Here is an 18,403-nt window from a genome sequence, read left to right on the forward strand (position 1 = left end):
TCCGGATCCGGAACCGCGGCGTCCTGCCGGGGCCGGATTACATCCAGCCGCGCTCCTCGTAGTACTTCACCGCGCCCGGGTGCAGGTCGGCGGACAGGCCGTCCTTGATCATCTCGGACTCCTGCAGGCGCGAGAACGCCGGGTGCAGCTTCTTGAAGTCCTCGAAGTTGTCGAACACGGCGCTGACCACCGCATAGACCACGTCATCCGGGGTCTCGGCGGCCGTCACGAAGGTCGCCTTCGGGCCCCAGGACGGAATGTCGTCCGGGTTGCCGGGGTACATGCCGCCCGGGATGGTGGCGCGGGCATACGCCTTGTTCTCTTCCAGCAGCGTGTCGATGCCCGGGCCCTCAAGCGCAATGATGTTCACGTCGCAGGTGGAGGTGGCTTCCTGCGACGAGCCGTTCGGCAGGCCGGCGGCCCAGATGGTGGCGTCGATCTTGCCGTCGCACAGCGCGGTCGCCTGTTCGGACGACTTCAGCTCGGCGGCCAGAGCGAAGTCCTCGGGGCTGAGATCGGAGTACGCCAGCAGGGTCTCGGCCAGCACGCGGGTGCCGGAGCCGGGGTTGCCGATGTTGATCTTCTTGCCCTCGAAGTCGGCCACCGTGTCGATGCCGGCATCGGCGCGCGCCATCACGTGCAGCGGCTCCGGATGGAGCGAGAACAGCGCGCGCAGTTCGGGATACGGGCCGTCGCTTTCGAACGAACCCGTGCCTTCCAGGGCGGACGCCTGCACGTCGGACTGCACCACGCCGAAGTCCAGTTCGTCCTGGCGGATGGTGCGGGTGTTGTAGACCGACCCGCCGGTGGACTCCACCGAGCAGCGGATGCCGTGGTCCTTGCGGTCCTTGTTGACCAGACGGCAGATCGCGCCGCCGGTGGGGTAGTACACCCCGGTCACGCCGCCGGTGCCGATGGTAATGAACTGGTCGGCCGCGGCGCTGCCCGAGAAGGCGACGCTGGCCGCCAGCGCGGCGCCGGCGAATTTGACGTGGGTCATCTTCATCGTGGTGGTCTCCCTGTTTTCTGAACGGTCAGGAGGGTGGAAACGCAGGACACTCGTCCCCTGCGAATTCGTCAAGCAGGCGGTTCTGCTCGGCGACTGTCCGGATCCGCGCCTCGCCGGCGGGACCGGCCCGCGCCACCAGCATGCCTGTCAGGGTCTCGATCAGGACAAGGGTGGCGGCGTAGGAGGAAAAGAACTGGGGGCTGTCGATGCGGTGGATGAAGCGGAAGTCCGCCCGGGCGAGGCCGGGGAACGCGTGGCTGTCCGTCAGGACGACGAGGCGCGCCCCGGCGCGGGCGGCGGCCTCGACCGCCTTCACCGCCCGCCGCGCATAGGGCGCCTTGGAAATCACGATCACCGCATCCTGCGGCCCGAGTCCGGCCAGCGCCCCGGCCATGGTCGCGCCGTCCTGGCCGGCGAGGCACCAGCGGTCGCTGAACCAGCCGGCCATGTAAGACAGATAGTGGGCCACACCGGCCGATCCCAGGGCCCCGACCACGACGACCCGCCGGGCGGTCGCAAGGCAGTCGGCCGCGGCCTCCAGCTCGGCCGGATCGATGTCGGCAAGCAGGGCCTCGATGTTGGCGGTGCAGGCTTTCACCTGGCGCGGCAGCAGGGGGCGGTCCGGGTCGTCCCGCAGCCGGCGGGCCTTGTCCGGGAAGCTGTCCAGGCGGCTTTCGATCTCCGCCCGCGCCTGATCGCGCAGCGCCTCATAGCCCTCGAACCCGAGCGCGCGGGCGAGCCGGGAATAGCTGGCGGGCGAGACCCCGCTGGCCCCCGCCACCGCCCGAAGGCTGCGGGTGGCCACTTCGACGCGGTGCGCGGCCACGTAGTCGGCCGCCGCACGCAGGGACTCGCTCAGGTCGGCATACCGGGCGGAAATGGCGTCCAGGAGCAGGGGAGGCCGAACCGGATCTGTCATGCGCGGCGGCGTTTCATGTGTTTCAACTATTGCCTCTGCGTGAAACAACTGTACTATGCCGTGACCCTCTCACCTTGATCCGGATGCGCGGCGCCATGCCTTCGAAGCCCCTTCCCGCACAGGCCTCCGTCGTTGTCATTGGCGGCGGCATCATGGGCTGCTCGACCCTCTATCATCTGGCCCGGATGGGTGTGGGTGACGCCATCCTGGTGGACCGGAACAGATTGACCTCCGGGACCACGTGGCATTCCGCCGCGCAGGTCCGCGCGCTTCGGCATTCCCGAAACTTGACACGAATGATCCAGTATTCCGTCGATCTTTACAACCGTCTGGAAGCAGAAACCGGCCAGGCGGTGGGGTGGATCGGGGAAGGATCCCTGTCCATCGCCACCACCCCGGACCGCCTGACCCACATAAAACGACAGGCCGCCCTCGCCCATTCCTATGGCATTCCGGCCTGCACGATCCCCGCGGGCGAGGCCGCCGAGCGCTGGCCCCTGATGAACGCCGCCGATGTGCTGGGCGCGGTCTGGTCACCGGAGGACGGACGGGTCAGCCCCTCCGACGTCTGTGCGGCGCTGGTGAAGGCGGCAAAGCGGCTGGGCGCGACCTTCTTCGAACAGACGGGGGTGAGCGGCATCCTGACCGAGACCGGCCGCATCCGGGGCGTCGAGACCACGCAGGGCACCGTGATGTGCGACGCCGTGGCCGTGTGCGCCGGCCTGTGGTCGCGCGAGGTGGCCACCATGGCCGGCGCCGACGCGCCGCTGTGGCCCTGCGAGCATTTCTACATGCTGACCAAGCCGGTGCAAGGCATCTCCGGCAACCTGCCTACCCTGAGCGATCACGACAACCATCTGTATATCCGCGATGATTCCGGCGGTCTTCTGGTCGGCTGCTTCGAGCCCATGGGCAAGGCCATCCCGCCCGGCGTGCTGACCGAGACCTTCGAATTCGCGCTGCTGCCCGAGGACTGGGCGCATTTCGAACCCATGGCCGAACGCGCCCTGCACCGCCTGCCCGTGCTGGAACAGGCCGAGGTGCGCATGCTGCTGAACGGGCCGGAGAGCTTCACGCCGGACGGCACCTTCATGCTGGGCGAGACCGCCGAGACCCGGGGTCTGTTCCTGGGCTGCGGCATGAACTCGGTGGGCATCGCGGCGGGGGGCGGCGCGGGCATGAACCTGGCCCACGCCATCGTGCACGGCCACACCGCCTATGACCTGGGCGAGGCCGACGCCATGCGGTTCGCCCCCGTGTTCAATTCGGTCGAGCACCTGATGGCGCGCGCCCCGGAGGTGTTGGGCACGCACTACGCGATCGCCTATCCCGGCATGCAATTCCGGACCGCGAGAGACCTGCGCCCCCTGCCGCTGGACGCCGAGCACCGCGCCGCCGGGGCCCACATGGGGCAGGTCTACGGCTGGGAACGGCCGCTCTACTACGGCAAGACCGCCGAGCCCGTGCTGCGGTTCGGGCGCCCGGACTGGTTCGAAGCCGTGGGCGCCGAGGTCCGCGCGGCCCACGAGGCGGCCGCCGTGTTCGATGCCTCCCCCTTCGGCAAGATCGAGGTGGAGGGTCCCGACGCCGAGGCCTTCCTCCGCCACACCTGCGCGGGCCAGGTGGGCCGCGCGCCGGGCGCGGTGATCTACACCGCCGTGCTGAACGACCGCGGCACCTATGAAAGCGACCTGACCGCTCAACGCCTGACGGAAACGCGCTACCGCCTGTTCGTGGGGACGACCGCCATCCGGCGCGATCTGGCTTGGTTCCGCCGCCATGCCGAGGGCTTCGCCGTCACGGTGACGGACCGCACGGAGGATTTCGCCGTGCTCGGCCTCATGGGGCCGGACACGCCCCGGATCGCCGCCGCCATCGGGTGCCCGGCGCTGAACGCCATCGGCTATTTTCGCCATGCCGCGGTCGAGATCGCCGGCCATGCCGTGCGCGCGGCCCGGCTCTCCTACGTGGGCGAGGCCGGATGGGAGATCACCCGCCGGGTCGAGGCGGCGCGGGATGTCTACGCGGCCCTGACCGGCGCGGGCGCGGCGCCGGCCGGCCTGTACGCCCAGACCGCGATGCGAATCGAAAAGGGCTTCCTGGCGATGGGCCACGAACTGGATTCGGACATCACGCCCGTCGAGGCCGGGCTGGCGGGCCTGACCCGAAAGGCCGGCGGCTTCATCGGAGCGGAGGCCCTGCGCGCCCGGCGCGCCGAGGGGGCCTGTGCACGGATCGTCTCCCTCACGCTGGATGATCCCCAGGCCGTGCCCTTGGGCCACGAGCCCGTCCACCTGGGCGACCGGATCATCGGCGACACCACGTCCTGCGCCTTCGGCTACCGCATCGGGCGGCCGGTCGCGCTGGCGGTCCTCAAGGACCTGTCCACGCCGGTCGAGACCGGAACCCGGGTTCAGGTGGACATCGCGGGTCACCGGCTCGACGCGACCGTGACATGGGGGCCACTTTACGACCTGCAAGGCGCGCGCATGCGCCCTGACGAGAACACGCCCGGCTAGGGCCTGTTGACAATAGGAGGCGCGGCCACGGTTGAGGCGAAAACGGTCAGAGATCAGGAGCGAGGACGAAGGACATGCCGCGCATATTCAAGGACAAGCGACGCCATCTCGGGCCGTTTTCGCCCAATCCCGAAGGGACGGGCCGGGATTTCCCGCTGGGCAGCGTCGCGCATGGCTTGTGTGGGACCTGCCACACGGCGCCATCCGCTCCTTGCCAGCGAAAAACCCCGGCCCGCCGTGACCGTGCCCCTAATGTCAACAGGCCCTAATACGCGGTCATGACGCGCGCATCCAGTTCGACCACGGACCCGGACCGTTGCTTGCCGAGCGCCCAAAGCAGGTCTTGCCCCCAGGTCGCCTTTGACACCACCTGAACGGTCACGACGAACGAGCCCGAATCGGGCACATCCACCGTCTTGGTCAGGCTGCCCGACCGGAACGACAGCGACACCGTGTCGTGGGGAATGGCCACGCTGGAAACCCGGCCCAGCACGCCCAGCCGTTCGGCGCCCCCCCGGCCCGCCGTGTTGGCGTAGACCAGGATCGGGGTCGAACTCGCCAACCCTTTTTGCGAATACTGGATGACCGCCTGACGAGTGCTGGCTGGCTGGACCGCCGACTCGCGCGTGAACACCGGGTCCTTGGCATGGGCGCTGGCGATGAACAATCCCCCGGGCATCACGGCGGCCGTGGGCTGCTCGACGGTGCGCGATAGCGCGGCGACCTCGGCTTCGGCCTCGGCCCGCCCCTGCCCGTCAGACAGGCCGCCGACGATATTGGTGACGATGCCCGGGGCCGAGATCCCCACGATCAGCGCCTGACGCAGCTCCGTCTGACGAAACGCGATGCACAGCACGATGCCGATCAGCGCGAAGATGGCCAGCCCGACCAAAAGCCCGATTTCCGGCAGCGGGTTGCCCGGGTTCGAGACATAGGTCCCGGCGATGCGCGACAGCGTCGGCAGCATGCCGCCGATGGCCGCCATGGTGCAGGCGGCGACCCATTCCTGGGTGGTCAATGCCCGGTGGCCCGGCCGATGCAACGCTTCCGTGCTCATGGGGAGATCTCCCATCCACGTGACCGCTGGCCCGGGTCGCGGGTGGGGGGCGCGGTCGCCCACCCGCAGCCGGGACCATCATATCGCCACAATACCAAGCCGCGGCGCCGACCTGAACAAAAATATAAGCATAATTGTCACAAATTTTTGATAGTTTTGCCCGAGAGCAGCAGAGCAAGGAGGGACGCATCGGTGGTGCGGCGATGCAGGCCCCCGCCGCCTTACTCCCCCGGCGCGACCGCTTCCCTGCATGGGGGCCGCCCTGCTACGCTTGGGTCCCGGCGAGCCGGTCTCGCCACACCTTGATCCTGGGAGAGATGCCCCGTGCCCCTCCGCGCGACACTCACCGCCGCCACGATCGTCGCCGCCCTGACTGCTGCTTCCGTGACGCCGACCCGCGCCCAGACCCCGGGCGACACCAGCGACCCCCGCATCGCCGTGCCGCTGCCGGCCGCGGTCGCCGAGGCCCTGCGCGCCGAGATGCGCGGGCACATGCGCTCGCTCGACGACATCCTGTACGCCCTGTCCGAGGGCGACTATGACGAAGCCGCCGACATCGCCGTGGTCCACTGGGATTTCGCCCACCGCATGTGGGAGGCGATGGAAGACCAGGGCATGAGCCCCGAAGAAATCGCGGCGCGCAAGGCCGCCATGCGCGATGCCATGACGGCCGCCGGCATGGAGCCCGGATCGGGACAAGGCCCCGGCGGCGGCATGGGCCAGGGCATGGGCCAGGGCATGGGCATGGGACGCGGCGGCGGCATGGCCATGGGGCCGGGGCCGGGCCGCTTCATGCCGGAAAACTTTCGCATGATGGGCCAGAGCTTCCACGCCGCCGGTCAGCGCTTCGCCGAGCAGGCCCGCGCCATGGGCGAGTCCCCGGACGCCGCCGAGGTGACTGCCCTCATGGGCAGCCTGCAGGAGGTCACGGCGGTGTGCCGGTCGTGCCACGACACCTTCCGCCTGATAATCGAGGACGGCTCCTGAGCGCCTGCGCGCCCAGGGCAACGGGCTCAGGTCAACATGACGGCACGGTCCGCTCGGCCGGAACAGGCCTCTCGAGATCCCTCGTCTCGCTTCGCTCACTCGGGATGACACGCTACAATTATAAGATGTCATCCTGACGCCGCGAAGCGGCTGAAGGACCTCGAGCGCAGGCCTCCGACCCGCTGAAACGACCTGGAAGAGCGATGCCGTTACCCTGAGCCCGTTGCCCTGCCTGCACGCCGTGCCCCTTGAGCGCACCGAGGCGGCGGGCTAAACCCGCGCGATGATCGACACCCCCGCCCCGGCCGCGCCGCCCGCCTTCCACTACACCGCCTTCGCCACCGACGGCGCGGCCCGCCTGGGCCGCGTCGAGACCGCGCACGGCAGCTTCGACACGCCCGCCTTCATGCCCGTGGGCACCGCCGGCACGGTCAAGGCCATGCGCCCGGACAGCGTCGCGGCGACCGGGGCCCAAATCGTGCTGGGCAACACCTACCACCTGATGCTGCGGCCGGGCGCGGAGCGGGTCGCGCGGCTGGGCGGCCTGCGGCGGTTCATGAACTGGCCGGGGCCGGTGCTGACGGACTCGGGCGGCTTTCAGGTCATGAGCCTCGCGAAGCTGCGCACCCTGACCGAGGACGGCGTCACCTTCCAGTCGCACATCGACGGGTCGCGCCACCACCTGACGCCCGAACGGTCCATGGCGATCCAGGGGCTGCTGGACTCCACCATCACCATGGCCTTCGACGAATGCACCCCCTACCCCGCCACCCGGGAGCAGGCGGCGGAGTCCATGAACCTGTCCATGCGCTGGGCCGCGCGCTCCCGGGCCGCGTTCCAGGCGCGGCCGGGCTATGCCCTGTTCGGGATCGTCCAGGGGGGCGTGTTCGACGACCTGCGCCGGGAGTCGGCGGCCGCGCTGAGGGACATCGGCTTCGACGGCTACGCCATCGGCGGGCTTGCGGTGGGAGAGCCGCACGCGGAGATGCTGCGGGTGCTGGAGGGCATCGCGCCCCACCTGCCCCAGGACCGTCCGCGCTATCTGATGGGCGTGGGTCGGCCCCGCGACATCATCGAGGCCGTGCGGCGCGGCGTGGACATGTTCGACTGCGTCATGCCCACCCGCTCGGGGCGCACGGCGCAGGGGTTCACGTGGCGGGGGACCGTCAACCTGCGCAACGCCCGCCACGCCGATGACCCCCGGCCCCTTGACGAGACCTGCGGCTGCCCGTGCTGCCGGGGGTACTCGCGCGCGTATCTGCATCACCTGATCCGCGCGAACGAGATGCTCGGCCCCATGCTGCTGACCTGGCACAACATCCAGCACTATCAGGACCTGATGGCCGGCCTGCGGGCCGCCATCGCCGAGGGACGCTTTCAGGCCCACGCGGCGTCGGTGCTGGCGGAGATGGAGGCGGGCGACCTTCCGCCCCTCGCCTGACCTCCCGGACACGGAACCGGGCGGAGGCCCGGAGGCCCCCGCCCGTCATCCCGCCCTGCTCGCGGCGGGTTGCGCTCTGGCGTCCGCCGTCGCCGGCGTGGCCCCGATGTCCTGGGCCTTCGGCGCGATGAACCGCAGCACGAAGTAGCCCGCCAGACCCGAGAGGATCGAGCCGCCCAGCACACCGATGCGCACATCGTCGCCGTATTCCGGATAGTGCTCGAAGCCCAGCGTGCCGATGAACAGGCTCATGGTGAAGCCGATGCCCGTGAGCAGCGAGACCCCGTAGATGTGCATCCAGGTCACGTCCTCGGGCAGCTTGCACAGCCGCAGCTTGCCGCCCAGCCACACGCAGCCCATCACCCCGATCTGCTTGCCCACGAAAAGACCCAGAGCGATGCCCAGCGGCACCGGCGCCAGCAGGCTCGCGAGGGTCATGCCCTGCACCGAGACCCCGGCGTTCGCGAACGCGAACAGCGGCAGAATGGCGTAGGCGACCCAGGGGTGAAGCTCATGCTCCATGTGGCCGGCCAGATCCTTCTGGTCCTTGCCGCGCTCGCCCAGCGGGATCGCCAGCGCCAGCGCCACACCGGCCAGCGTGGCGTGCACCCCGCTCTTCAGCACGCAGACCCACAGGATCACGCCGACGATCACATAGGGTGACACCTTGCGCACGCCGGCCAGGTTCAACACCGTCAGCACCGCGATACAGGCCAGGCCCGCATACAGCGCCACCATCGACAGGTCTTCGGTGTAGAACAGGGCGATGATGATGATCGCGCCCAGGTCGTCGATGATGGCCAGCGCGGTGAGGAAGATCTTGAGCGAGATGGGCGCCCGCGACCCCAGCAGCATCAGGATGCCGAGCGCGAACGCGATGTCCGTCGCGGCCGGGATGGCCCAGCCCCGCATGGTCACCGGATCGCCGTAGTTGAACGCCACATAGACCAGCGCCGGGGCCACCATGCCGCCGATCGCCGCGATGATGGGCAGGGCGGCCTTGGACGGGGTCGACAGTTCGCCCCGCATGACCTCCCGTTTGATCTCCAGGCCGACCAGCAGGAAGAAGATCGCCATCAGGCCGTCGTTGATCCAGTGGATCAGGGACTTGTCCAGCTTCAGGTCGCCGAACCCGATGACCAGATGGGTCTCGAAGAAGGTTGTGTAGTACGAGGCGATGGCGGAGTTGGCCACGATCATGGCCAGAACGGCGGCGATCATGAGGAGGATCCCGCCGGAGGCCTCCATTCGCAGGAAATACTTGATCGCGGTCAAGGGCATGAGCAGGCTCCAGGCGATGATCGTCTTTATTCGATTCTGGTTCACCGGCGCTTGGGACTCCAACCCGGCTTGAAGGCGTAAGGCTGTCGCGGCCCACATAGATCAACGCCACGACCATTCACAGCATCGAACCACGGTGCCTCCGACCCGTTCTTACATAATCCAATTGAACGCATGTTACGAGTCCCTGAGGCATGGGAAACCGGCAGCGGCGCCCACCCTCAAGGCGCGCGCCCTCAAGGCGAGCGCTGACGCGCGCAAAGCGCGCATTCATGAGAATAAAACGTTTCGGCTGCATTTTTCGCCTGAGGCCGGACGGCCGAGCGCGCATCCTGAGCGCACATTCGCCCCAGACTTAACCATGACGTGTAACGACCCGCGCCCGCCCCGCTTCCGCTCGCGCCTGCGCGCTGCTGACCGGCGTCGGCCTCGCCATGCTGGCGATCGGCCCGCGGCCGGCGCACGCCGGCGACCCGCGCCTGTATCCGGGGCCCTTCCTGGCCGAAGTGGTGCGCGTGATCGACGGCGACACGGTGGAGGTGCGCGCCCACATCTGGCCCGATCAGGTGGTGACCACGGCGGTTCGCCTGGCCGACATCGACACCCCGGAACTCCGCGGCCGGTGCGCCGCTGAAAAGGCCGCCGCCGAACGCGCACGCGACCACGTCAAGGCCCTTGTGATCCAGGCCGACGGGGCGCTGTGGCTGCGCAACGTCCGGCTGGGCACCTATGCCGGCCGGGTGCTGGGCGAACTGGAGACGGAAACCGGCCTCAATCTGGGCCGGGCGCTGATCGAGGCCGGGCACGCCGTGCCCTATGCGGATCGCAAGGCGCAGCGCACCCGCCTGTGCGGCGGCGGCGGCTGAGAGACCGCCTTTCCCCTGGGTCCGTCACTGGCCCTGGACGCAAACCGAGGCCCTGGCGTAAGAGGGGATGGCCGTTTCCCCTCCGCCGCCGGCCCGTTTCCTCCGCATGCCCTTCGCGCCCCCCCACAGCCAGCCCGCCCAGACGCCGCCCCGCTCCTGGTACACGGAGTCCGCTCATCCGCGCGCGCCCCGGCCGGCGCTGGACGGCGACACCACAACCGACGTCTGCGTCGTCGGCGCCGGCATGACCGGCACGGCCGCCGCCCTGCATCTGGCGGAGCGCGGCTACGCCGTGCGGGTGCTGGAAGAGCACGTCATCGGCTTCGGGGCCTCCGGGCGCAGCGGCGGGCAGCTCATCGCCGGGTTCGCGGCCGGGCTGGAGCCGATCCGCGCCCAGTTGGGACCGGCCGAGGTCCAGGCCTACTGGGACCTGGGCGAAGAGGCCGTTTCGCTGGTCAAGGATCTGATCCGGCGGCACAACATCGCCTGCGACTTCGCGCCCGGCCATGTGGACGTCGCGCTGAAGCGCCGCCAGGTGCGCGAGCTGGAGGAGACCGCCGAGGACTGGGCGCGCATGGGCTATCGGGGCCTGCAGGTGTGGGACCGCGCCACCACCCAATCCCGCATCGCCAGTTCCCGGTACGTCGGCGCGGTCCACGACCCCGGCGGCGGCCACCTGCACCCCCTGAACTACACGCTGGGGCTGGCCGAGGCCGCCGAACGCGCCGGCGCTATGATCCACGACTCGACGCCCATGCTGGGGTTCGAGGAGACGGACACGGGCATCGTCGTTCGCACCCCGCACGGCACGGTGCGGGCGCGCTGGCTGATCCTGTGCGGCAACGCCTATCTCTGGCGCACGGTGCCCGCCATCGGCAGCCGCATCATGCCGGTGGGCACCTACATCATCGCCACCGCCCCGATGGGGGCCGCGCGCGCGCGGGCCATGATCCCCGGCAACGAGGGCGTGTCCGACGTCAACTTCGTGCTGAACTACTTCCGCCTCTCCGCCGATCACCGCATGCTGTTCGGCGGCCGCGTCAGTTATTCGCGCGTGGAGCCGTCCAGCGTCGCACAGGCAATGCGCCGGACCATGCTGGGGGCCTTCCCCGACCTGTCGGACGTGCCGGTGGATTTCGCCTGGGGCGGCTACGTGGGGATCACCGTGAACCGGCTGCCCCACTTCGGGCGGCTGGGACGGCATACCCTGTTCGCCCAGGGCTTCTCGGGCCACGGCGTGGGCCTGACCAGTCTCGCCGGCCGCCTGATGGCCGAAGTGGTCGCGGGGCAGGAAGAACGGTTCGACCTGTTCGCCCGCATCCGCCACCTGCCCTTCCCGGGCGGGCGCCTGCTGCGCACGCCGATGCTGGTGGCCGCCATGGCGCTGCACCGGGTGCGGGACTGGCTGTAACACACCACGCCGCCCGGCCTTGTCCGGTGGCACCCCGCCCGCTACCCTCGCGGCCCGAACCGCCCCGCACCCAGCCCGACAGAGGAGCCCCCGCCATGACCGACGCCCTGCCCGAGACCATGGCCTGCGTCGAGATCACCAAGCCGGGCGGCCCGGACGTGCTGGTGGCAACCGAACGCCCTGTCCCGACCCCGGGGTCCGGCGAGGTGCTCATCAAGGTGCAAGCCGCCGGCGTCAACCGGCCGGACGTGATCCAGCGCCTGGGGCACTACCCCGCGCCCAAGGATGCCTCCGACCTGCCGGGCCTGGAGGTGGCCGGCGAGATCGTCGCGCTCGGCGAGGGCGACACGGGCGGCCTCAAGGTCGGGGAGTCGGTCTGCGCCCTGCTGGCCGGCGGCGGCTATGCGGCCTATGCGGTGGCCCCCGCGCCGCAGGTGCTGCCGGTCCCGACCGGCTACGACGGGGTCAAGGCGGCGGCGGTGCCGGAAACCTTCTTCACGGTGTGGCACAACGTGTTCGAGCGCGCGGCGCTGAAGGCCGGCGAGCGGTTCCTGGTCCACGGCGGCACCAGCGGCATCGGCACCACCGCGATCCAGCTCGCCAAGGCGTTCGGGGCGACGGTCTACACCACCGCCGGCTCGGACGAGAAGTGCGCCGCCTGCCGCGATCTAGGCGCGGATCTGGCCGTGAACTACGCCACCGAGGACTATGTGGAGGCCATCAAGGCCGACACCGGCGGCAAGGGCGTGGACGTCATCCTGGACATGGTCGGCGGCGACTACCTGCCGCGCAACGTGGCGCTGATGGCGCCCGAGGGCCGGCATGTCTCCATCGCCTTCCTGGCGCGCTCGACGGTCGAGATGAACTTCATGCCGGTCATGCTGAAACGCCTGACCCTGACCGGCTCGACCCTGCGCCCGCAGCCGGTGGCCGCCAAGGGCCGCATCGCCGCCGCCCTGCGCGAACAGGTCTGGCCGCTGCTGGAGGCCGGCTCCGTCGGCCCCGTGATCCACACCACCCTGCCCCTGGAGCAGGCCGCCCAGGCCCACGCCCTGATGGAATCGAGCGCCCACATCGGCAAGATTGTCTTGACCGTGGGTCGCTGACCCGCCAAATACACGGGATACGCTCCGTGCACGCGCGCCGCCTGGATGATGGTCGGCCGAGGCGGAGAAACGGACGCTCACGCAACTTCACGTCGCAGGGGGACGGAGGGTCCACCGGGTCCAGGACGGATCCGGCGGCGCAGCCATGCGCCCCGGATGGCCTGTCAGGCGCCGGCCCCCGTCCGGCGACGGCTTATCGTTTGGGAGGACCGACCCATGGCTCTGCCGCTGATGCCCAAGGCGACCGCGGTCTGGCTGGTGGAGAACACCGCGCTGACCTTCGAGCAGATCGCGGAGTTCTGCGGCATGCATGAACTGGAGATCCAGGCCATCGCCGACGGCGAGGTGGCCATCGGGATCACCGGGCTCGATCCTCTCGCCAACGGCCAGTTGACCCAGGCCGAACTGGATCGATGCCAGGCCAATTCCGATGCGCGCCTGGTGCTCCAGAAAGGCCAGAATCCCATTCCGCAGTCCCGCCAGAAGGGCGCGCGCTACACCCCGGTGTCCAAGCGCCACGATCGTCCGGACGGCATCGCCTGGCTGCTGAAGAACCATCCGGAACTGACCGACGCGCAGATCTGCAAGCTGCTGGGCACCACCAAGCCCACGATCCAGTCGATCCGCGACCGCTCGCACTGGAACGCGCCCAACATCAAGCCGCGCAACCCGGTGATCCTGGGCCTGTGCATCGAGGCGGACCTGGAGAAGGCCATCATCATCGCCCGCAGCCGGGCCGGCCACGCCGCGCAGCAGCAGCATCAGCCGGTCGAACTGGACCACGACGAGTCCAGCGGCGACGACCCGCTGGAACCGGCCATGCCCGAGGATCATTCCTGACGACGGCGCCCCGCCCACCGGGCGGGGTCACGGATCGCCGCCACTCCGATCGAAGCCGGCGGCGATGGTGATGCGCCGCCGCCGCTCCCGGTGCAGGGTGTACAGCGCGCCGCCCAGGATCATGGCGGCCCCGATCCAGGTCGCGGCATCCGGAAATTCGCCGAACAGCACGAACCCGAACAGGGTCGCCCAGATCAGTTGCGTGAAGTTGATCGGCGCCACCGCCGAGGGCTCGGCCTGCCGGTAGGCGCTGATGAGCAGCACCTGTCCCAGCCCTCCCGCCGCGCTCATGGCGATCAGCAGGACCAGGGTCCAGGCATCCGGCATGACCCAGACCGCCCAGGCCGGCCCCGCGAACAGCAGCGTCGCGAACAGGCTGGGGTACAGCATCAGCACCAGATTGCCTTCGGTGCGCGACAGCAGGCGCACACAGATGCTCATGCTGGCCACCGCCGCCGCAGCGCCCAGCGCCACCAGCATCGCCGGCTCGATTGCGCCGCCGTCCCAGGGCCGCAGGATCACCAGGACCCCCGCGAACCCCACACAGACCGCTCCCCATCGGTGCGGGCCCACCGACTCGCGCAGCACGATCACGGCCAGCACGGTCAGAAACAGGGCGCGGGTGAAGGTGATCGACATCGCCGTGGCCAGCGGCAGATTGGCGACGGCGAAGAATCCGCCGTACATGGCGGCCGCGCCGAACACGAGGCGCAGCGCGTGCAGCCCGGGACGGCGCGTCATCAGCGCCCGTCGGTCGTCGCGCAGCGCCAGCACGCCCAGCGGCAGCAGCGCCACCGCCTGAAACGCGAAGCGGAAGAACACCAGCTCGACCGTGGGCACCACGCCGCCCAGGGCCTTCACCAGGGTCGCCATCACCGTGAAGAAGAAGGCCGAGACCAGCATCAGCACCCCGCCGCGCACGTTGCCCGGCAGCGTCCGCCAGCCTGGCACGGCGGACACGGCAAGGGCGTGGACACGGGTCAGCGGCGAGGTCATGGACGGAATCCGTTCGCGGGACGCCCCCAGGTCTGCGCCGACCGACCGGCGGCACCATCAAGGGGCGGTGTTGCGGTAATCTATCGGATCGCCCGCGCCGTGTCGCGTCCCTCGCGTGTCGGGTCCCTCGCGTGTCGGGTCCCGCGTCCCCGGCCGCGGATGCTTGCCTGCCCGGCGGTCCCTTGCCACAGTCGCGGGCCGTGCCGCTTCCTCCCCCTCCGCCAAGGACATCGCCCGCATGTGCGCAGAGCCCGCTGACACCGCCGCCGACTCCCGGGACCAGACCCCGGCCGTGGCGTTTCCCGACAATCCCGTCCTGGTGGCCACCACGCGGGGCGAGACCGTGGAGAACCACCACCGGGGCGCCGCGATCGTGCTGGACGCCGAGGGCAACGTGGTTCTGGCCTGGGGCGACGTGGAACGGCCGGTGTTCGCGCGCTCGGCGCTCAAGCCCATGCAGGCCCTGCCGCTGCTGGAGGCGCTGCCCGACGCCCCGGACCTGACTCCCGAGCGCATCGCGCTGCATGCCTCGTCCCATGTGGGGCTGCCCCGGCACACGGCCCTGATCGAGGCGTGGCTGGCCGAGATGGGGCTGTCCGACGCCGACCTGGAATGCGGCCACCTGGACTGGCCGACGGAGCCCTCGACGGCGCGGGCCATGGCCCGCGCCGGCGCGCGTCCGACGGCGGTGCATCACAACTGCGCCGGCCAGCACGCCGGGTTCCTGCGGCTGGCGCAGGCGATGGGGGCACCCACACGGGGCTATGTGCAGCATGACCACCCGGTGCAGCGGGCCGCCATGGCCGCGATCTCCGACCTGACCGACCTGGATGCCGAGGCGGCTCCCTGGGGCCTGGAGGGCTGCGGCATCCCCTCGCTGGCGCTGCCGTTGTGGGCGGTGGCGCTGGGCATGGCCCGGCTGGCGGACCCCGAGACCCTGGCGCCGCCCCGACGGTCGGCGGCGATCCGCCTGCGGGCCGCCATGGCGGCGCACCCGGACCTGATCGCCGGGCCCGGCTGGTGCGACACCGTGGTGATGGAGACGACCCGGGGCCGCGTGCTGGTCAAGCGCGGCGCCGAGGGCAACACGGCCGCCATGCTGCCGGAGCGGGGGCTCGGGCTCGCGCTCAAGATCGACGACGGCGACCGCCGCGCGGCCGAGGTCGCGCTGGGTCTCGTGTTGGAGACCCTGGGGGAACTGTCGGCCCCGGAGCGGGAGGCGCTGGCCACCGTGTTTCAGCCCGCCGTGACAAACGCCGCCGGGGCGTCGGCGGGCCGGGTCCTGCCGGTGCTGCCCGTGGAGAACCCGCCCCAGGAAGAAGAGGAAGAGGACGACGACGGCGACCGCATCGACCCCTGGGACGAAGGCTGGGACGACGACGCGACCGGGTGACGCGCGAGGCGATCCGCCCCGCGCGCACCGTCAAGCCCTACTCGATGCTGATGCCCGCCGTCTCGTCGTCGTCCGGCGTGACGTCGATGATGCGCGCGCGCCCGACCACCTGAGTCGCCACGTCACAGTCGCTCATGCACACCGTCTCCGGCTGGGCGTCCGGGCGGTCATCGGGAATGAACCCGTCCCGGTTCGGCATCTCGACCTCGCCGATGTTCTCGTGGCTCAGCACGAGGGTGTCATCGTCCAGCACGAAGTTGATGTAGAGCAGGTAGGCGGTCAGGGCGTAGGCCTCGTCCGGCGTCAGGGTCTGCGCCTGCCCGAACGGCATGGCCCGGTAGATGTAATCCACCAGGGTCGAGGCATAGGGCCAGTAGCTGCCCGGGGTCTTGACCGGGTCGTGGCTGGCCAGGGTGTCCTCGCCCCCGAACAGCACCGGATAGCGGTCCACGCCCTCGCCGAACTCGCCGTGGCAGACGGCGCACTGGGCCATGAAGATCTCCTCGCCTTCCAGCGCCGTGCCCTCGCCTTCCAGGGCATTGCTGCCATCAGGCAGCACATCGATGTCCCAGCCGGCGATTTCCTCGGGTGTCGCGGCGCGGCCCAAATCGTAGGACTTGCCCGGCTTCAGATCGGCCGCGATGGCGCCGGCCGCGAGCAGCGTGGCGCCGGCCACACCGGCCAGAAGGGTCTTAGCCGAGACGGACATTCTCCACCTCCCCGCTCTTGTTCACCAGCCACGTCTGGATGGAGTTGTTGTGGTAGATGGAGTTGACGCCGCGCACCTCCTGCAGCGCCTGCATGGTCGGCTGGACATAGCCGGTCTCGTCCACGGCGCGGCTTTGCAGCAGGACCTCGCCGCCGTCCCAGTCGAACTCGGCGTTGAAGCAGGTCAGGCACTTGTCCAGCACGGGGGTCGCCAGCCGCGCCTGCATCCAGTTGCGGCCGCCGTCGGTGCTGACGTGGACTTCCTTGATCTTGCCGCGCCCCGACCAGGCGAGCCCCTTGATCTGGTTCACCCCCTTGCGCAGCACCGGCTTTTCCGGGCACGGGCCGGTGATGACGGACTTGGCGTCCATCTCCCAGGTGAAGTAGCGCGCCTTGCCGTTGGCCAGCAGGTCGGTGTACTTGGAGGTTTCCTCGCGCGCGAACCAGGGCTGATCGCCGACCTCGATGCGGCGGATCCACTTCACCCACATGTTGCCTTCCCAGCCGGGCAGGACGAGGCGCAGGGGATAGCCGTTCTCCGGGCGCAGCATCTCGCCGTTCATGGCATAGGCCAGGATGGCGTCGTCCATGGCCTTTTCCAGCGGGATCGAGCGGTTCATGCCGGAGGCGTCGCCGCCCTCCGCCATCAGCCACGTGCCGTTCGGCTTCACGCCCACCTGATCCAGCACCACCTTGAGCGGCACGCCGGTGTACTGCACGCAATGGATCATGCCGTGGGTGTACTGCACGCCGTTGAGCTGGGCGCCGCGCCACTCCATGCCGCTGTTGGCCGCGCACTCCAGGAAGTGGAAGCGGCTCACCGGCGGGAAGCGCAGGATGTCTTCCAGGGTGAAGATCTTCGGCGTGTCCACCAGCCCGTTGATCATGAACCGGAAATCAGCCGGGTTCAGGCTGGGCGCGCCGGCGTGGTGGCGCTCGAAGCACAGGCCGTTGGGGGTTACGAACCCGTGCAGCTCGTGGATCGGCGTGAAGTTCACCGACGACTCGGTGGTCGCCGTCAGCCAGGGGACGTTGCGCCGGACGACATGGGCCTCGAACTCCGAGGGCATGCCGTAGGGATGGGCCGCCACGCCGTCCCCCAGGTACTGGCCCCACCAGGGCACGTTCGGCGGCAGCGTGGTGGGATCGGCCTCGGCCGCGGCGGCGGCCGCGCCGGTGCGGCCCATCACGGCGCCGGCGGCGGCCCCGGCCGCCATGCCGGCCCCGGCCTTGAGAAACCGGCGGCGCCCGCTTGAGCTGGGCGCCGAAGGCCGTTGCATTCCGGCACCGCCCGGCGGCGCCCCCTTTGTCCGGACCATCGTTTCGTCTCCCTGTCGTGGCGGGGGGCTTTCCGGAGCGGTCTCGCGCCGCTGGAGCCCCTCTTGGCCGTTTGAATATTAGATAACCCTAACGAAATATCACGGCCGTTCAAGAGCGAATCATGATCCCGTGCGCCCGGGCGCACGCCTCTCCGAATCGATGCCATGTGTTCGCGTACAACAGCCCCGGTTTTGCTGATACCCCCTGAAAAGAAAGGGATGTATTGCCTGAACGGCGATCCCGTGGAGAAGAAAAACGCGCTGGAATCGCCGGGCGTGCGGTGGATCTCTTGGGATGGCGCCGGCATCGCGTGCCGGCTGGCATCCCAGGGGCCCGAACCCGGATGACCGTTCTGTGACACTGATGGGGTCAAATCCGCCTCACGAGGTCCTTCGGTCGCTTCACTCTCTCAGGATTGTCTGTTTGATTTGTGGCATTGTGGAGATGCCGGGTTGCGGGGCCCCGGGTGGCCACCCGGGGCCCCGCACCGGATCGTGTGATCGTCTCAGGATGGGGTCTTTGCCCGTTGTCATCGTGATCCGCGATCCGG

Annotated in this window: 14 protein-coding genes and 1 pseudogene; 8 read left to right on the forward strand and 7 right to left on the reverse strand. The window is 69.7% G+C overall.

Features of this window, described 5'->3' with window-relative positions:
• Positions 1–37: 37 nt before the first annotated feature.
• Both GHC57_RS11330 and GHC57_RS11335 read right to left on the reverse strand, forming a co-directional pair.
• Positions 38–1,006, reverse strand: coding sequence for a TAXI family TRAP transporter solute-binding subunit (locus GHC57_RS11330; RefSeq protein ID WP_153344270.1), 969 nt, complete (start codon positions 1,004–1,006; stop codon positions 38–40).
• A gap of 28 nt (positions 1,007–1,034) precedes the next feature.
• The gene (locus GHC57_RS11335; protein WP_153344272.1) at positions 1,035–1,928 is read right to left on the reverse strand and encodes a MurR/RpiR family transcriptional regulator; all 894 of its coding nucleotides are present in this window, start codon (positions 1,926–1,928) and stop codon (positions 1,035–1,037) included.
• A 95-nt stretch (positions 1,929–2,023) separates the two neighbouring features.
• Between GHC57_RS11335 and GHC57_RS11340 the strand changes: the two genes are divergently transcribed.
• The gene (locus GHC57_RS11340; RefSeq protein WP_153344274.1) at positions 2,024–4,447 is read left to right on the forward strand and encodes a GcvT family protein; all 2,424 of its coding nucleotides are present in this window, start codon (positions 2,024–2,026) and stop codon (positions 4,445–4,447) included.
• Between the two features lie 265 nt (positions 4,448–4,712).
• Here the strand turns inward: GHC57_RS11340 and GHC57_RS11345 are convergent, their stop codons facing one another.
• Positions 4,713–5,504: a hypothetical protein gene (locus tag GHC57_RS11345; RefSeq protein ID WP_153344276.1), complete on the reverse strand. Its 792-nt coding sequence runs from the start codon at positions 5,502–5,504 to the stop codon at positions 4,713–4,715.
• A 324-nt stretch (positions 5,505–5,828) separates the two neighbouring features.
• Between GHC57_RS11345 and GHC57_RS19355 the strand changes: the two genes are divergently transcribed.
• A complete protein-coding gene (locus tag GHC57_RS19355; RefSeq protein ID WP_170294846.1) occupies positions 5,829–6,491 on the forward strand; it encodes a cytochrome c in 663 nt (220 codons plus the stop codon).
• 283 nt (positions 6,492–6,774) lie between these two features.
• Entirely contained in the window at positions 6,775–7,932 is a 1,158-nt protein-coding gene (tgt, locus tag GHC57_RS11355; RefSeq protein ID WP_153344279.1) for a tRNA guanosine(34) transglycosylase Tgt, read from the forward strand.
• Between the two features lie 107 nt (positions 7,933–8,039).
• Here the strand turns inward: tgt and nhaA are convergent.
• A pseudogene (gene nhaA, locus GHC57_RS11360) lies at positions 8,040–9,213 on the reverse strand (Na+/H+ antiporter NhaA); the annotation flags it as partial.
• 434 nt (positions 9,214–9,647) lie between these two features.
• On the opposite strand from nhaA, the gene GHC57_RS11365 reads away from it, so the two are divergent.
• The 4 genes from GHC57_RS11365 (at position 9,648) to GHC57_RS11380 (ending at position 13,436) form a co-directional block, all read left to right on the forward strand.
• On the forward strand, positions 9,648–10,079 hold the full coding sequence (locus GHC57_RS11365; protein ID WP_153344283.1) for a thermonuclease family protein: 432 nt from the start codon (positions 9,648–9,650) through the stop codon (positions 10,077–10,079).
• A gap of 67 nt (positions 10,080–10,146) precedes the next feature.
• Positions 10,147–11,490, forward strand: coding sequence for an NAD(P)/FAD-dependent oxidoreductase (locus GHC57_RS11370; protein ID WP_246152273.1), 1,344 nt, complete (start codon positions 10,147–10,149; stop codon positions 11,488–11,490).
• A gap of 95 nt (positions 11,491–11,585) precedes the next feature.
• Positions 11,586–12,596 (forward strand): NAD(P)H-quinone oxidoreductase, encoded by a 1,011-nt coding sequence (locus GHC57_RS11375; RefSeq protein ID WP_153344285.1) that lies wholly within the window; start codon positions 11,586–11,588, stop codon positions 12,594–12,596.
• A gap of 216 nt (positions 12,597–12,812) precedes the next feature.
• The gene (locus GHC57_RS11380; protein WP_153344287.1) at positions 12,813–13,436 is read left to right on the forward strand and encodes a DUF1013 domain-containing protein; all 624 of its coding nucleotides are present in this window, start codon (positions 12,813–12,815) and stop codon (positions 13,434–13,436) included.
• 27 nt (positions 13,437–13,463) lie between these two features.
• On the opposite strand, the gene GHC57_RS11385 is transcribed toward GHC57_RS11380, so the two are convergent.
• Positions 13,464–14,432, reverse strand: a complete 969-nt coding sequence (locus tag GHC57_RS11385; protein ID WP_153344289.1) for a DMT family transporter — start codon at positions 14,430–14,432, stop codon at positions 13,464–13,466.
• A 238-nt stretch (positions 14,433–14,670) separates the two neighbouring features.
• Between GHC57_RS11385 and GHC57_RS11390 the strand changes: the two genes are divergently transcribed.
• Positions 14,671–15,825, forward strand: coding sequence for an asparaginase (locus GHC57_RS11390; RefSeq protein ID WP_153344291.1), 1,155 nt, complete (start codon positions 14,671–14,673; stop codon positions 15,823–15,825).
• A 37-nt stretch (positions 15,826–15,862) separates the two neighbouring features.
• Here the strand turns inward: GHC57_RS11390 and GHC57_RS11395 are convergent, their stop codons facing one another.
• Positions 15,863–16,534, reverse strand: coding sequence for a c-type cytochrome (locus tag GHC57_RS11395; RefSeq protein ID WP_153344293.1), 672 nt, complete (start codon positions 16,532–16,534; stop codon positions 15,863–15,865).
• Positions 16,518–17,813 carry a sulfite dehydrogenase gene (gene soxC / locus GHC57_RS11400; RefSeq protein ID WP_153344295.1) on the reverse strand — a complete coding sequence of 432 codons (1,296 nt, stop codon included), beginning with the start codon at positions 17,811–17,813 and terminating at the stop codon, positions 16,518–16,520. The genes GHC57_RS11395 and soxC overlap by 17 nt, the downstream gene beginning before the upstream one ends.
• Between the last annotated feature and the right edge of the window lie 590 nt (positions 17,814–18,403).

Origin of the sequence: Roseospira navarrensis, assembly GCF_009601025.1 — a bacterium.
GTDB classification, from domain to species: domain Bacteria; phylum Pseudomonadota; class Alphaproteobacteria; order Rhodospirillales; family Rhodospirillaceae; genus Rhodospira; species Rhodospira navarrensis.